General features: G+C 75.0%; 11 protein-coding genes. 6 read left to right on the forward strand and 5 right to left on the reverse strand.

Annotated features, from left to right (window positions below):
* Positions 1-4 precede the first annotated feature (4 nt).
* On the forward strand, positions 5-418 hold the full coding sequence (locus ACH495_RS29405) for a roadblock/LC7 domain-containing protein (RefSeq protein ID WP_199199713.1): 414 nt from the start codon (positions 5-7) through the stop codon (positions 416-418).
* A gap of 66 nt (positions 419-484) precedes the next feature.
* On the opposite strand, the gene ACH495_RS29410 is transcribed toward ACH495_RS29405, so the two are convergent.
* On the reverse strand, positions 485-1,978 hold the full coding sequence (locus tag ACH495_RS29410) for a GH1 family beta-glucosidase (protein ID WP_396860962.1): 1,494 nt from the start codon (positions 1,976-1,978) through the stop codon (positions 485-487).
* Positions 1,979-2,817: 839 nt separating this feature from the next.
* Between ACH495_RS29410 and ACH495_RS29415 the strand changes: the two genes are divergently transcribed.
* The 3 genes from ACH495_RS29415 to ACH495_RS29425 all read left to right on the forward strand — a co-directional run bounded on the left by ACH495_RS29415 (position 2,818) and on the right by ACH495_RS29425 (position 7,644).
* Positions 2,818-5,715 (forward strand): glycoside hydrolase family 48 protein, encoded by a 2,898-nt coding sequence (locus ACH495_RS29415; protein WP_396860963.1) that lies wholly within the window; start codon positions 2,818-2,820, stop codon positions 5,713-5,715.
* A gap of 366 nt (positions 5,716-6,081) precedes the next feature.
* Positions 6,082-6,963 (forward strand): phosphatase PAP2 family protein, encoded by an 882-nt coding sequence (locus ACH495_RS29420; protein WP_396860964.1) that lies wholly within the window; start codon positions 6,082-6,084, stop codon positions 6,961-6,963.
* A gap of 9 nt (positions 6,964-6,972) precedes the next feature.
* A complete protein-coding gene (locus tag ACH495_RS29425) occupies positions 6,973-7,644 on the forward strand; it encodes a maleylpyruvate isomerase N-terminal domain-containing protein (protein WP_396860965.1) in 672 nt (223 codons plus the stop codon).
* A gap of 61 nt (positions 7,645-7,705) precedes the next feature.
* Here the strand turns inward: ACH495_RS29425 and ACH495_RS29430 are convergent, their stop codons facing one another.
* Together ACH495_RS29430 and ACH495_RS29435 are read right to left on the reverse strand one after the other, a co-directional pair.
* Complete coding sequence (locus ACH495_RS29430; protein WP_396860966.1) at positions 7,706-8,590, reverse strand: DUF1028 domain-containing protein; 885 nt, start codon at positions 8,588-8,590, stop codon at positions 7,706-7,708.
* 130 nt (positions 8,591-8,720) lie between these two features.
* On the reverse strand, positions 8,721-9,932 hold the full coding sequence (locus tag ACH495_RS29435; protein ID WP_396860967.1) for a low temperature requirement protein A: 1,212 nt from the start codon (positions 9,930-9,932) through the stop codon (positions 8,721-8,723).
* Positions 9,933-10,077: 145 nt separating this feature from the next.
* On the opposite strand from ACH495_RS29435, the gene ACH495_RS29440 reads away from it, so the two are divergent.
* Together ACH495_RS29440 and ACH495_RS29445 are read left to right on the forward strand one after the other, a co-directional pair.
* Positions 10,078-11,058, forward strand: coding sequence for an LLM class F420-dependent oxidoreductase (locus ACH495_RS29440; protein WP_396861029.1), 981 nt, complete (start codon positions 10,078-10,080; stop codon positions 11,056-11,058).
* A 1-nt stretch (position 11,059) separates the two neighbouring features.
* A complete protein-coding gene (locus ACH495_RS29445; RefSeq protein WP_396860968.1) occupies positions 11,060-11,860 on the forward strand; it encodes an SDR family oxidoreductase in 801 nt (266 codons plus the stop codon).
* Positions 11,861-12,259: 399 nt separating this feature from the next.
* On the opposite strand, the gene ACH495_RS29450 is transcribed toward ACH495_RS29445, so the two are convergent.
* Together ACH495_RS29450 and ACH495_RS29455 are read right to left on the reverse strand one after the other, a co-directional pair.
* On the reverse strand, positions 12,260-14,548 hold the full coding sequence (locus ACH495_RS29450) for a DUF3488 and transglutaminase-like domain-containing protein (RefSeq protein ID WP_396861030.1): 2,289 nt from the start codon (positions 14,546-14,548) through the stop codon (positions 12,260-12,262).
* Positions 14,545-15,699, reverse strand: coding sequence for a DUF58 domain-containing protein (locus tag ACH495_RS29455; RefSeq protein ID WP_396860969.1), 1,155 nt, complete (start codon positions 15,697-15,699; stop codon positions 14,545-14,547). The genes ACH495_RS29450 and ACH495_RS29455 overlap by 4 nt, the downstream gene beginning before the upstream one ends.
* Positions 15,700-15,701: the final 2 nt, after the last annotated feature.

Here is a 15,701-nt window from a genome sequence, read left to right on the forward strand (position 1 = left end):
GACGTTGAGCCAGGAGGCACGGGACCTGAGCTGGCTGGTGAACGCGTTCGCCGAGCGGGTTCCCGGCGTGGCGCACGCCGTGGTGGTGTCCTCCGACGGGCTGCTGGTGGCGATCTCCGCGCACCTGCCCCGGGACCACGCGGACAAGCTCGCCGCGGTGACGTCGGGCCTGATGAGCATCACCGCGGGCGCGGCCCAGATGTTCGACGGCGACATCGTCAAGCAGACAGTGGTCGAGATGGGCCGCGGCTACTTCCTGGTGATGCAGATCCGGGACGGGTCGATCCTGGCCACGCTGGCCGGCGGTGACGCCGACATCGGCGTGGTCGGTTACGAGATGGCGCGGCTGGCCAAGCAGGCCGGCGAGATGCTCACCCCGGCGCTGCGGGCCGAGCTGCAACAGGCGCTGCCGCGCTGAGCCGAACCAGGCGCTCCCGCGCTGACCGGGCACCCGGCCGGCGACGCCGCCGGCCGGGTACGCCGGTCAGAGCCCGTTGCGGCGGATCACGTCGCGGTACCAGTGGGCGCTGCGCTTGAACACCCGCCGCTGGGTCGGGTAGTCCACGTAGATCAGGCCCCAGCGCTCCTCGTACCCCTCGTTCCACTCGAAGTTGTCCAGCAGCGACCAGACGTGGTAGCTCTCCAGCGGCACCCCGTCCCGGATGGCCCGGTGGGCGACGGCGAAGTGGTCGCGCAGGAAGGCGACCCGGCCGGCGTCGTCGACGGTGCCGTCCGGGCCGGGGGCGTCCGGGCAGGGCAGGCCGTTCTCGGTGATGGTGATCGGCACCCGGCCGTAGTCGCGGGTGACCCGGGTCAGGGTGTCGTACAGGCCCTCGGGGTAGATCTGCTGCCAGCCCGCCTGCGAGGTGGGCCACTTCCGGACCGTGTCGCCGCTGCCGGTGACGTAGATCGGCGTGTAGTACTGCACCGCGAGCAGGTCCACCGGGCTGGAGATGATCTTCAGGTCGCCGTCCCGGACGCCCCGGGCCATCCGGCTGTCCGGGCCCAGGTCGGCGAGCACGTCCTGCGGGTACGCGCCCTTGAAGACCGAGTCGAGGTAGAGGCGGTTCTCGTAGCCGTCGTAGAGCCTGGTCGCGGCGGCGGCCTCGGCGCTGTCGTCGGCCGGGTAGCAGGGGTGCAGGTTGAGCGCCGGGCCGATCCGGCCGGGCACGCCGGAGGCGCGCAGCGCCTGCACGGCGAGGCCGTGGGCGAGCTGGAGGTGGTGGGCGACCAGGTACGCGGCCGCCGGGTCCTGGTGGCCGGGGGCGTGGTGGCCGGTGAGGTAGCCGTTCTGCACCACGGTCTTCGGCTCGTTGATGGTCAGCCACACCGGCACCCGCTCCCCGAGGGCGCGGAACACGACGTCGGCGTAGTCGGCGAAGCGCTCGGCGGTGTCGCGGTTCTCCCAGCCGCCGTCGTCCTGGAGGGCCTGGGGGAGGTCCCAGTGGAACAGCGTGGCCATCGGCGCGATGCCCCGCTCGTGCAGGCCGTCCACGATGCGGCGGTAGAAGTCGAGGCCGCGCTGGTTCGGGCGGCCGGCGCCGTCGGCCTGGATGCGCGGCCAGGAGATGGAGAACCGGTAGCTGCGCAGCCCCAGCTCGCGCATCAGGTCGAGGTCCTCGGCGTACCGGTGGTAGTGGTCGGCGGCGACGTCGCCGGTGTCGCCGTTGCGGGTGCGCCCCGGGGTGCGGCTGAAGGTGTCCCAGACGGACTCACCCCGACCGTCCTCCTTGGCGGCCCCCTCGATCTGGTACGCCGAGGTCGCCGCACCCCAGCCGAAGTCGGGCGGGAAGCGCAGCCCGCCGTCCGGCTCCGAGTCGGTGCGGCGCTCGGGCGGGCTGTCGCAGCCGCCGAGGGCGGTGGTGGAGGCGGCGACCCCGGCCGCGGTGGCGCCGGCGAGCCCGGTCCGGGCCGCGCCGGCGGCGCTCGCGGACAGGGCGGCGCGGCGGAGCAGGCGCCGTCGGGTGAGTAACGACATGAGGCTTCTCCTCGAAGACGGGCCGCCCGGGGCCGGGAGCGCTCCCAGCATAGGCCGGAGGCGGCCGGCCTCGAATCCGGCGGTCGCGGCGCGGACGGCGGCGCGGCCGGCGGGCGGCCGGAATGGGGTGGGCGGGTGTCGCTCGGGGGCTGGGGGCGAGCGGCGAGGGTGGGGCGGATAGCGAGAAAGGCCGTCCGGGTGGCGTGTCACGCCTGTCCCGTCGGCCTCTTTTGCCGTCGACAACGGGGGTTTAGTGTGGGGACGGGGGAGGGCAACCCCCGTCCCCACCGAGATGCACACACGCACGATTGGGAATTGGCGTCCGTCGTGCGTGTCGCGCGGGAGCCGGGCCACGCGAGTGGCTCTGGTTCCACCTCCCTCCATCTGGCGGGTGACGGCCGGCGGCGGCGTCCGGGCTGGTTCGCCGCCGGCCACTGGGCCGGTACGCCGGGCACGGGTGTCCCCGGCGATTCAGTACTTACATCTCCGTCGATGGAAGCGCTCCCATCGGCGATGCTGCGACTGTAACGCCCGTCACGGCTTTGTGAAAGCCCCTAAACGAGATCGAAACATGGATGTGGGTATCTGCCCTGGCCATTGTGGTGGGAGCGCTTCCATGGCACACTCTCGTCACGCGACGTGGAGCCAGCTTCCCGCGAGCGCGGGCCGCCGAGGGCACCCGGTGACATCCGGTGCGGCGCCCCGATTCCCGGCACGACCGGGACGACCACCTTTCCGGACGCCTCCGTCCCCCCGCGTACGCCCGTCGACGCGTGGAGGCGCCCTGCCGGGGCCCCGGCCCCGGCCCGGTCCGAGGAGACACCGCCCAGATGAGACTCATGGCCAGACGTCGCCGCACGGCGATGCTCGCCGCCACCGCCCTCGCCATCGGCGGGGTGACCCTGCCCGCGAGCGCCGCCCAGGCCGCTCCCGCCTGCGACGTGACCTACGCGACCAGCGAGTGGAGCACCGGGTTCACCGGCACCGTCACCATCAAGAACCTGGGTGACGCGCTGAACAACTGGTCGCTGAAGTTCGCGTTCCCGAACAGCAGCCAGCGCGTGACGCAGGGCTGGTCGGCCAAGTGGACCCAGTCCGGCAGCGACGTGACCGCGACCAACGAGTCGTGGAACGGCAACCTGCCCACCGGCGCGTCCACCAGCATCGGCTTCAACGGCAGTTTCAGCGGCAGCAACCCGAAGCCCACCGCGTTCACGCTCAACGGTGTCGCCTGCAACGGCGCCTCCAGCAACCAGCCGCCGTCGGTCTCCCTCGGCGTGCCGGCCGGCCCGTTCACCGCGCCGGCGGACGTCCCGCTGACCGCGACCGCCAGCGACGCCGACGGCACCATCAGCAAGGTCGAGTTCTACCGCAACGGCCTGCTGGTCAACACCGACACCACCGCCCCGTACGGCTACGACCTGCTGAGCCTGCCGGCCGGCAGCTACACCGTGCAGGCCAAGGCGTACGACAACGCCGGCGGCACCGCGATCGCGGAGAAGTCGTTCACGGTCGGCGCGGCCACCGGGCCGAGGCTGGTCGCCACCCCGTCGGCGGTCAGCGTCGACGAGGGCGGCAGCACCAGCGTCCGGTACACGCTCAGCTCGGCGCCCACCGCCAACGTCCCGGTCACCCTCGCGGTCACCGGGGACAGCGACATCACCGTGTCGCCGAGCACGTTGACGCTCACCCCGAGCAACTGGAGCACCGGCGTCACCGCCACCGTCTCCGCCGCGGAGGACGCCGACACGGTCGGCGGCACCGCCACCATCGCCGCGTCGGCCACCGGCGTCGCGCCGGTCTCGGTGGTCGCCACCGAGATCGACAACGACTCCCCGGGTGGCGACAACGCCTACATCAAGAAGTTCCTCGACCAGTACGGCAAGATCAAGAACTCGGGCTACTTCAGCCCCGAGGGCGTGCCGTACCACTCGGTCGAGACGCTGATCGTCGAGGCGCCCGACCACGGGCACGAGACCACCTCGGAGGCGTTCAGCTTCTGGATCTGGCTGGAGGCCCAGTACGGCCGGGTCACCCAGAACTGGAGCCCGTTCAACAACTCGTGGACCGTGATGGAGAAGTACATCATCCCGAGCCACGCGGACCAGCCCACGGCGGGCTCGCCGGGCACCCCGCAGTACGCGGCCGAGCACAACCTGCCCAGCCAGTACCCCTCCGTGCTGGAGGCCAGCGTCCCGGTCGGCCAGGACCCGCTGCGCTCGGAGCTGCAGTCCACCTACGGCACCGGCGACATCTACGGCATGCACTGGCTGCTCGACGTCGACAACACCTACGGCTACGGCCGCTGCGGCGACGGCACCACCAAGCCGGCCTACATCAACACGTTCCAGCGGGGCACCCAGGAGTCGGTGTGGGAGACCGTGCCGCAGCCGTCCTGCGACACGTTCAAGCACGGCGGCCAGTACGGCTACCTCGACCTGTTCGTCAAGGAGTCCAACGCCCCGGCCAAGCAGTGGAAGTACACCAACGCGCCGGACGCCGACGCGCGTGCCGTGCAGGCCGCGTACTGGGCGCTGACCTGGGCCAAGGCGCAGGGCAAGGAGGCCGACGTGGCGGCCACCGTGGCCAAGGCCGCCAAGATGGGCGACTACCTGCGCTACGCCCTGTTCGACAAGTACTTCAAGAAGATCGGCAACTGCGTCGGCGCGTCCGCGTGCCCCGCCGGCAGCGGCCGTGACTCGGCGCACTACCTGCTCTCCTGGTACTACGCCTGGGGTGGCGCGTACGACGCCGGGCAGAACTGGTCGTGGCGCATCGGCTCCAGCACCAGCCACTTCGGCTACCAGAACCCGTTCGCGGCCTGGGCGATGACCAACGTCCCCGAGCTGAAGCCGAAGTCGCCCACCGCGGTCTCCGACTGGCAGAAGAGCATGGACCGGCAGCTGGAGTTCTACACCTGGCTCCAGTCCGCCGAGGGCGGCATCGCCGGTGGCGCCACCAACAGCTGGGAGGGCAACTACGGCACCCCGCCGGCCGGCACCGCCACCTTCTACGGCATGTTCTACGACGTCGACCCGGTCTACAACGACCCGCCGTCGAACCAGTGGTTCGGCATGCAGGCCTGGTCGATGCAGCGCATCGCCGAGCTGTACCTCCAGACCGGCAACGCCAAGGCCAAGGCGCTGCTCGACAAGTGGGTCCCGTGGGCGATCGCCAACACCACCACGGGCGCCAACTGGTCGATCCCGTCGGACATGAAGTGGACCGGCCAGCCGGCCAACTGGAACCCGAGCAGCCCGCAGCCGAACACCAACCTGCACGTCGAGGTGACGGTCAAGGGCCAGGACGTCGGCGTCGCCGCCGCCTACGCCCGCACGCTCATCGCGTACGCGGCCAAGTCCGGCAACGTCGCGGCGAAGAACACCGCCAAGGGCCTGCTGGACGCGCTCTCGGCGGCCGCCGACAGCAAGGGCGTCTCGATGCCCGAGAAGCGCGGCGACTACAAGCGCTTCGACGACGTCTACAACGCCGCCGACGGTCAGGGTCTCTACATCCCGCCGGGCTGGACCGGGAAGATGCCGAACGGCGACGCGATCGCCGCCGGCAAGAGCTTCCTGGACATCCGGTCCTTCTACAAGAACGACCCGGACTGGCCGAAGGTGCAGGCGTACCTGAACGGCGGCGCCGAGCCCGTCTTCAACTACCACCGGTTCTGGGCGCAGGCGGACGTCGCCATGGCGTACGCCGACTACGGGACCTACTTCCCGCAGGGATGAGATGACGACTCCTCCGTGGGCGGGTGAGGCCCCGCCCGCGGAGGAGGTCGACCCGGCCGATGGGGGAACGGAGCGGCCGGGTCGGCGGACGGCCTGACGCCCACGGTCAGGCCGGGTGGGCCGGCCGTCCGGCCGACGCAGCGGACGGGCCGGCCCACCACTCCGCCCGGGGACGACCCATGGCGCGAAAAGGCACCGAAAAATCAGCGCTCCACGGGATCACATCAGTGGCGCGGACGGAGTAACGTAATTCACGGAGAGGCCGCTCCCCCCGTGGCGGCCTCTCCACTATTTTTTTGCCGAGCCGGCGCCAGATCCGGGGTCCTCCGCCGCGCGCCGCACCGGCCCGACCGCTAAGTTGTCCGGGTGCGGGAGACGGCGAGGGGTTGGACGGCGGTCTGGTTGGTCGTACTGGCCTTGGTCCAGACGGCCGCGTTTCTGGTGGTGTGGCGCTTCGCCGTGCACACCGAGCTGGGGCAGTGGCTGGACACGGTCGCCCTGACCGGCAACCAGATCGGCCAGGACCGGGTCGACGGGCCGGTGAACACCATCCTCAACGCCATGTCGGTGGTGTCGCTGCTGGCCGCGACCGCGGTCATCGGCTTCATCGCGCTGATCCGGGGCCGCAAGGCGCTCGCCGTCACCGCCACGCTGCTGATCGCCGGCGCGAACGTCAGCACCCAGGTGCTCAAGTACGTCCTCACCCGACCCGAGTTCGGCGTCGACCCGGAACGGGCCGCCGCCGGCAACAGCCTGCCCAGCGGGCACACCACGATCGCGGCCTCGGTGGCGGTCGCGCTGATCCTGGTGCTGCCCCGGCAGTTGCGGGTGGCCGGCGCGTTCCTCGGCGCCGGCTACGCCGCCGCCGCCGGCGTGGCCACGCTCTCCGCCGGCTGGCACCGACCCAGCGACGCGGTCGCCGCGTACCTGCTGGTCGGCGCCTGGGCCGCGGTCGCCGGGCTGGTGCTGCTGGTCTTCCAGCGGGAGCGGGCCGTGGTGGAGCCCGGCGACGCGCACCGGCTCGCCGCCGCCGTGCTCGGCGTCGGCGGCGCGGTGGCGCTGCTGGTCTCCGCGCTGGCGTTGTCCTGGCTGGTGGACCGCTCCACCGTCGCCGTCGAGGAGCTCGGCCGCCGTCCGCTCCTCATCGGGTACGCGGGCAGCGCGGCCGGCATCGTCGGCACGATCGCCGTGGTGACCGCGTTGGTGCTCGCCCTGGTGCACCGGCTGGTGCCCCGCTGGAAGGGCTGAGGCGGCCCGATGGAGCCGGTCCGGGCCGCGTTCTCCGACGAGTGCGGGCGGCTGGAACGGGTGCTGCACGGGCTCGACGAGGCGGCGCTGGACCGTCCCACCCCGTGCCCGCCGTGGCGGGTCCGGGACCTGCTGGCCCACGTGCGCACCGGCGCCGGCCGGCTGGCCGGGATGCTCGCCGAGCCCGCGCCGCCCCGGGCCGAGGTGACCGCCCCCGACTACTTCGGCGCGGCCAAGTTCGCGCCCGCGGTCGACCGGGAGCGGATCGACGGCGCCCGGGCGGCGGCCCGGGAACTGCCCGGCGCGAGCGACGTGGCACGGGAGTTCGGGCGGGCCTGGCGGGCCACGGACGCGGCGGTGGCCGCCGAGCCGCCGGGCCGGGTGGTACGCACCCGGCACGGTGACGCGATGGCGCTGACCGAGTTCCTGCGTACCCGCGTGGTGGAGGTCGCGGTGCACGGCCTCGACCTGGCCGACGCGCTGGACCGGCCGCCGTGGACCGCCCCGACCGCGGCGGCCGTGGCGCTCGACGTGCTCACCGCCGGGCGGCCCTTGCCGGACCGGCTCGGCGGGGACGCGCGCACGGTGCTGCGCAAGGCCACCGGCCGGCTGCCGTGGACCGACGCGGAGCGGGTCGCGCTGGCGGCGGCCGGCATCCCCCGGCTCGCCTTCGGCGGCTGAGCCGGGTCGACCGGCCGCCGGCGCCGGTCGGGCGGTTCCGTCGGCATCCGGCCGGGCCGGGTCAGCCGGCCGCCGACGCCGCTCCGGCGGGTCCGCCGCCGGCCGGCCGGTCGGCCGCGCCGCGGCGCAGGTGGTCCAGCACGATCGGGTCGATCCGGCCGGGCACGAAGCGTTCCTCCAGGTTCTCCAGGCCGGACCAGGCGGCGAGCGCGTCGTCCAGGCCGGCCGGGCCGACCGGGTGCCCGGCGGCGGCGAGCAGCTCCGCCACCTCGACGGCGAGCGGGCCGGTGAGGTCACGCAGGGTGGCCGGGTCGGGACGGCCGAAGATCATGGTGTGCAGGCCGAGCAGGCGGCGCAGCTCGGCGACCGGGTCCGGATGGTCGTCCACCCGCAGGTCCACCAGCTCGTCACCGGTGCCGGCGTAGCCGCCGTGGCGCTGCACCACGAGCAGCGCGGCGCTCTGCCGGCCGCGCCGGTCGCCGCCGGCCCGATCGCCGGCGGCCAGCGCGGCGAGCAGCCGCTGCGGGAACGGCAGGTCGGTGCCGGTGAGCCAGGCGTCGCGCAGCGCGTCGATCACCTGCGGGCCGGTCAGGATGTTGCCCTGCGCGGCCCACCCGTCGCCGGCCTGGCCGCCCGCCCAGGGGTGGCAGCGGGGCCCCGTCCAGGTGGCCCCGGCACCGGCGGCCCCGACCACGGCGAGCTGTCGGTCGTCGCGCCCCGGGTCGGCGGCGACCAGGCCGGCCACCGCGTCGGCGGCGGTGACGCCGGTACGCAGCAGCGCGAGCGCCTGCGCCCGGTAGGCGAGGTTGGCGTGCGCCTGGGTGGCGACCGCCCCGACCCGCGCCTCGGCGGCCGGCACCAGTGCCCCGGCGGCGAGGAACCGGCTGGCCACGGCCACCCCGTGCAGGTGCCCGTCGGCGGAGCGGGCGACGAGCGAGAACGTCACGCGCGGATCCTAGCCCGGGAGCGGGCACGGCGTCCCCGCACCGGCGGGAGGCGTCGGGGCCGGCCAGCGCGGCGGCGTGGGCGGTCGGAACCGCGGCGCGGGACCGGTCAGAACCGCGGCGCGGGACCGGTCAGAACGGCGGCGCGGGCGCCTCCGGCGGGCGGCCCCAGGCGCGTCGGACGTCGGCCACCGCCACCGTCGCCAGCACCACCACCGCCCAGCCCGCCGCGGGCAGCGGCGCGACGTGCACCAGCAGCGGTACCGGCAGCAGCAGCGCGGCGACGGCCACCAGCCGGGACGGGGAGACGCGGCCGAACACCTCGTACTCGAAGCGGGCCCGGCCGGCCAGGAACAGCGACGGCCCGCCCAGGACCATGGCGAGCCAGGCCAGCTCGTTGTGCCCGGTGGGATGCTCGATGGCCAGCTCGTAGCCGATCGCGGTGGCCACCACGCCGACCACCATGACCAGGTGGGTGTCGGCGGCGGAACGGCCGATGGTGGCCGGGTGCGCGGCCCCGGTCACCGCCTCGCCGAGGATCTGCCCGGCCCGCTGCACGTAGATCCGCCACAGCAGCACGGACGTCGCCAGGGCGGCGGAGAACGCGACGATGCTCGGCCAGCCGCCCGGCGAGCGGGTGAACGTCAGGCCGGCCACCAGGATCGTCTCGCCGATCGCCACGAGATAGATCTGCTGGTAGCGCTCCGCCAGGTGCTTGCCGTGGATGTCCCACCGGGAGATCGTCGAGCGGCCCAGCCCGGGCACCGGCCAGCCGAACCGGTTGCCGAGATACTCCACCAGCAGCGCGGCGCTCCAGAGCATCACCCGGGCGTTGGTGGGCAGCACCGCGCCGGCCAGCCAGAGCACCCCGGCCACGACGTACGTGATCAGCATCCGCAGCTTGAGCCGGCGGTACTGGATCCGGCGCAGCACCAGCAGCAGGATCACCGACCGGGCCACGTGCGCCACCACGTACGCGACCGCGAACGCCAACCCGGTCGCGGTGAACGCGCGCGGGATCGCCACCCCCATCACCATCGCCGACACCAACGCGGTGATCACGATGACCTGCAACCAGAGGTGGTACGGGTCGTAGCGGCTGGTGGTCCACGCGGTGCCCTGCCAGAGCATCCAGAGCGCGATCAGCAGCAGCAGGGTCTTCCCGCCGCCGGTCACCGCCGACCAGGTGGTCTTGTTGCCCTCCAGCGCCAGGTCCTCGAAGGCGCGCGCGGAGATCCGGGTCAGCGCGAAGACGTAGACCAGATCGAAGAAGAGCTCCAGGAACGTGGCCCGGTCGCTGCCGGCGTCGTCCGAGCGCAGCGCGGCGGGCTCGGCGGTCCTCACCGCCGTCTCCCGCCCTCGATCGCGTCCACCCGGCAGTCGTAACACTCTTCCCGGCCGTCGCGGTGCGGATCGTGCGGATCGCCCCCTGATCTTGCTCCGGGTGGCGCCGGGCGGGCACGATCGACAGGTGACGAACCGATGGGGCATGACGGTGCCGCTGGGCGGCATCCCGCTCGCCGAGCACGCCGAGGTCTACGCGACCCTGGACCGGGCCGGCTTCACCGACGTCTGGTCGTCGGAGGTGGCCGGCACGGACGCGTTCACCCCGCTCGCGCTCGCCGCCGCCTGGGCGCCCCGGCTGCGCCTCGGCACCGCGATCACCCCGGTCTTCACCCGAGGGCCGGCGCTGCTGGCGATGAGCGCCGCCGCGCTGGCCGAGGCCGCGCCGGGCCGCTTCGCGCTGGGCGTCGGCGCGTCCTCACCGGTGCTGGTGCAGGACTGGAACGCGGTGCCGTTCGACGAGCCGTACCGGCGCACCCGCGACGTGCTGCGCTTCCTGCGGGCGGCGCTGCGCGGCGAGACCGTCGACGGGGCGTACGACACGTTCGCGATCCGGCGGTTCACGCTGGAACGCCCGCCGGCCGTGCCGCCGCCGGTGCTGCTGGCCGCGCTGCGCCCCGGCATGCTGCGGCTCGCCGCCGCCGAGGCCGACGGGGTGATCCTCAACTGGCTCGCCGCCGACGACGTGCCGACCGCGCTCGCCGAGCTGGGGGAGCGTCGCCCCGGCTTCGAGGTCGCCGCCCGGATCTTCGTCTGTCCCACCGAGGACGCCGACTACGCCCGCGCGCTGGGCCGCCGCATGATCACCGGCTATCTGACCGTGCCCGCGTACGCCGCCTTCCACCGCTGGCTGGGCCGGCAGGAGAGCCTGGGGGAGATGTGGCGGGCGTGGGCGGCGGGGGACCGGCGCGGCGCCGCCGCCGCCGTGCCGGACGACGTGGTCGACGCGCTGGTGCTGCACGGCTCGCCCGAGCGGTGCGCCTCCGCGGCCCGCCGGTACGCCGCACACGGCGTCGACGTGCCGGTGCTGGCGGTGCTGCCCACGCCGGAGACGACCGGGGGCGGCGCGGCCGCCTGGGCCGACCTGCTGCCCCGGCTCGGGGCCGGCGCCGAGGACGGGAGCTGAGATGAACCTGACCGACCGGGTGGTGGTGATCACCGGCGGGGCCGGTGGCATCGGCGCGGCGCTGGGCCGGCGGTTCGCCGCCGAGGGCGCCGCCGCAGTGGTGCTCGCCGACCTGGCCGCCGACGCGGCCCGCGCGGCGGCCGACGCGATCGGCCCGGTGGCCTCCGGCGTCGGGCTGGACGTCACCGACGAGACGGCGGTCCGCGCGCTGGTGGACGAGACCGAGCGCCGCCACGGCCGGATCGACCTGTTCTGCGCCAACGCCGGCGTCGCCACCGGCGGCGGCCTCGACGCGCCAGAGGCCGACTGGGACCGCGCCTGGCGGGTCAACGTGCTCGGCCACCTGCACAGCGCCCGGGCGGTGCTGCCGGGGATGCTGCGCCGGGGGCAGGGCCACCTGCTGCTCACCTGCTCGGCGGCGGGGCTGCTGACCGCGGTCGGCGACGCGCCCTACACCGCCACCAAGCATGCGGCGGTCGGCCTCGCCGACTGGCTGGCGATCACCTACCGGGACGCCGGCATCCGGGTCAGCGCGCTCTGTCCGCAGGGCGTCGACACCCCGATGCTCGCCGACGGGCTCGCCGAGGGACACCTCGGCGCCCGGGTGATCGCCGCCTCCGGCGCGATCCTCACCCCGGATCAGGTCGCCGACGCGGTCGTCGCCGGGCTGGCGGAGGAGCGGTTCCTCATCCTGCCCCACCCGGAGGTCGCCGACTACGCACGCCGCCGCGCCGAGGACCCGGACGGCTGGCAGGCGGGCCTGCGCAAGCTCGTCCGCAAGCTGCGCGCCGCCGCCCCGTAGCTGTGGCGCCCGGCCCGCCGGGCCGGACCGCTCCCACCTGGCGGGGTCGGTTCCCGCCTGGCGGGGCCGGTTCCCGCCCGGTGGGGCCGATTCCTGCCTGGCGGAGCCGGATTCCTGCCTGGCGGAGCCGGTTCCTGCCTGGTGGGGTCGTTGCCGTCTGGCGTGGTCGCCACCGTCCGGTGGACCCCTTCCGCCTGACTAGGAACTTGATGACGTGGACGAGTCAGTGCACGACGCCCGGCGCGGAGAAGCGCTTTCCACCGGCCGGCTTGCTTCGCGGGCACCGGGCGGCCCCGATGCGACGGTCTGACCGATCCATCCGCGTCGTCAAGTTTCTAGTCAGGCGGAAGGGGCCTGCGCACCCCGGGTGGAGGACCGTGTCGTCCGGCGTGTCCGCCGTCAGCGACGCCAGCGCAGCGGACCGGGGTGCACCGTCCACCGCAACCGCGCCCACCGGGAGCGGGCCGCCCGCAGTGCCGTGACGTAATCGGTGGACACCGCCACCGCACGCGCAGCCTGCGCCGCGTCAACGCTGCCCGGCGCGAAGGCGGCTCGGTTGACCAGGTCGGCCAACTCGCCCACGCCACCGTCAGACTCCGCCGGGACGCTCACCGGGGCGCCGGCAGTCGACCCACCCGAAGCTCGGGCTGTCGCGAGCGTGGCGCCGGCCCGCTCGGCCACCTCCGCCGCCGCCAGATCGGCGCCCACGGGTCGGCCGGCCAGCCGCAACCCGTCGGTCAGCTCCCGCCAGGCGCCGGCGATCCGCTCGCCGGGGCCACCCTGCTCCAACCGGGTACGGGTCAACCGGCGGCGCATCACCGCCAGCGCCGCCAACACCGCCCCGACCAGCAGCAGCAGGCCGCCGACGCCGCCGCCCACCAGCACCGGCGTACCCGGACCGCCCCGGGCCCGGTCCGGCGCCGACGCGGCGGCCGGGGGAGAGGCGGAAGGTTCCTCGGTCGGCGCCGGCACCTCCGACGGCGGCGGCTCCTCCGGCTGCGGCCGGAAGTCCTCCTCCACCGGGCGGGGCTCGGAGTCCGGGCGCGGCATCGGATCGAACGGCACCCAGCCGACGCCCTCGAACAGCACCTCCGGCCAGGCGTACGCGTCGGCCGCCCGCACCGGCCCGTCCGCCTTCGGCTCGAACCCGACCACCACCCGGGTGGGCAGCCCGGCGAGCCGGCCGAGCACCGCGAACGCGGCGGCGAACTGCTCCGACGTGCCCCGCTGCCCGCCGCCGTTGCGCGGCCCGAACAGGAAGAACGTCAGATTCGGGTACGCGTGCCCGCTCGGCGCGTCGGCGGTCACCCGGTAGTGCTCGGCGAGGAACGTGGCGACCGCGTCCGCCCGCGCGTACGGGGCGCCGTTGGCCTCGGCGAGCTGGGCGGCCAGCCGGCGCAACTGCTCCGGCGCCCCGTCCGGCACCCGCAACACCCGCGCCACCGCGTCGCCGGCCGGCACGTTCGCGGTGCTCACCAGGTTCAGGTCCGGGCGCTCCCGCACCGAGGACACCTCGTACCGCAGCCCCGGGACGAGCCCCTCCGGGCGGATCAGCGTCCCGCTCGCCGGGTCGTACGCCACCCGCGCGCCACCCACCTCGCGCGGCGTCGGCACCGCCGGCAGCAGCCGCCCGGTCAGGTCGCCCACCGTGATCTCCTGGCGCACCGCCTCGGTGGTGGTGCCCGGCGCGGGCTCGACCGCCGGCAGGATCCGCCCCGCGTTGCGGTACGTGGCCCCGACCCGCCAGGTCACCCCGTCGTAGTCGCTGAGCACCGCCAACCGGATCCGCGGCGGCCCACCCTCGGCCGGGCCGGCGACCGTCCGCACGTCGAGCAGCCGCTGGTCCGGGTTCAACGCCCAGCCCGAGATCCGGATCAGCGGGTTCTCGTCCAGCGACTCCACCCGCGGCGGCTCCACGTAGCGGCGCGGATCGACCGGACGCGCGTCGACCTGACCGGCGACCACCGGCGCGAGCAGTGCGGCCAGCGCCACCACCACGGCCAGGCCGGCCGCGCTCGCGGCGGCCAGCCGCAGCCGCACCGCCGCGCGGACCGCCGGGGTGAGACCGGCGGCCGGGTCGGCGGCGGCCGGGTCGGACCGCCGTCCGGGCGCCGCCAGGCCGGCCGCGGCGACGGCCGCGAACAACACCGTCGGGCCGACCGCCGGTGCCGCGTTCGGCCCGACCACGTAGAGCACGCCGGCGTAGAGCAGCGCCGGCGGCAGGTAACCGGCCAGCACCCGGCCGGCCCGCAACGCCACCTCGGCGGCGGTCAGCCCGGCCAGCCAGGCGGCCACCACCGGGACCAGCACGGTGTCCGGGGTCGGCTGCACCGGGATCATCGCGGTCAGCAGCCGGGGGATCGCGTTGCGGGCGGCGTCGGCGGCCACCTCGCCGAGCCCGCCGGGCAGCGCCGCGTGGCTCGCCGCCAACCGCAGCGACAGCAGCGTCCAGCCGGCCAGGGCGGCCACCGACAGCGGCGCCACCAGCCACGACGCCAGCCGCCGGGCGGCCACGCTCACCACCACCGAACCGACCGCCGCGCCGACCATCAGCCGGGTCAGCAGCGGATCCGCGTACACCCGGCCCAGCACCACGCCGGACAGCGACACCAGCACGACCAGCGCCACCGGCACCACCGCCGCCCGCAGCACCCGGACCGCCCACTCCCGTGCCGGCGTCCCGGTCACCACCGGCGGATCCCGTCCCACTCGGCGGCGAACGCCGCGCCGTCGGCCGCGTCCAGCACCACCAGGCCCGCCGCGCCGGCCGCCGTCGGCGCCACCGCGCCGAACATCCCCACCACCACCGACGGGTACGCGCCGCGCAACGCGCCGACGTGCCCCAACTCGTCGGCGGCGCCCGGCCCGGTGAGGAAGACCAGCGTGTCGCCGAGCCGGTCCTGGCGCAGCCGGCCCGCCGCCGCCGACAGCACCTCCGGCCCGCCGCCGGCCAGCTCCACCGCGGCCAGCCGATCCAGCGGCCCGGCCACCCCCGCCGGCTCGGCCTCGGCCGGCGCGACCAGCAGCAGGTGCACCGGGAGGTCCTCCCGCACCGCCGCGGCCACCACCGACGCCGCCGCCTCGCACGCCGACTCGAACGACTCCGCCACCCCGGCCACCCGGCCCGGATGGGCGGCCGCCCGGTTGTCCAGCACCACCACGAGACGCGGCAGGCTGGTGTCCACGTTCTCCCGCACCATCAGCTCGCCCACCCGGGCGCTGGTCCGCCAGTGCACCCGGCGCAGCTCGTCGCCGACCACGTACTCGCGCAGCGAGTCGAACGTGATCGACCCGTGCGGCACGCTGTCGGTGCGCCCGTCCAGGCTGCGCCCGGCCCCGGTGGGCACCGCGGACATCGGGTGGATGCGCGGATGCACCCACACCGGCACCGTGCCGCCGTAGCCACGGGCCAGCGCCACCAGCCCGAGCGGGTCCCGGCGCACCACCCGCAGCGGCCCGACCGGCACCACCCCCCGGCGGTACGTCGGCACCGGGTAGCGCACCACCGTGTCCCGCCCCGGGCGCAGCCGCAGCAGCGGCACCGGCACCAGCGCGCCGGCGCAGCGGTCCTCGGCGACCAGGTTCGCCGCCCGCAGCCGGCCGGTGTTGCGCACGGTCAGCTCCATCGCCGCCGGCTCGCCCCGGGCCACCCGGTCCGGGTCGGCCCGACGCGCCACGGTCAACCGGGGCCGCCAGGCGGCGGTCACCACGGCGTAGCCGACCGCGACGCCGGCCGCCGCGCCGAGCACGGTCAGCTCCGGGTACGCGTACCGGAAACCGACGCCGAGCAGCACCAGGGCGGCGACGAGCAGCCCGATCCCCCGGGCGGTGATCCCCACGC

Origin of the sequence: Micromonospora sp. NPDC018662, assembly GCF_044391475.1 — a bacterium.
Taxonomy (GTDB): Bacteria; Actinomycetota; Actinomycetes; order Mycobacteriales; family Micromonosporaceae; genus Micromonospora.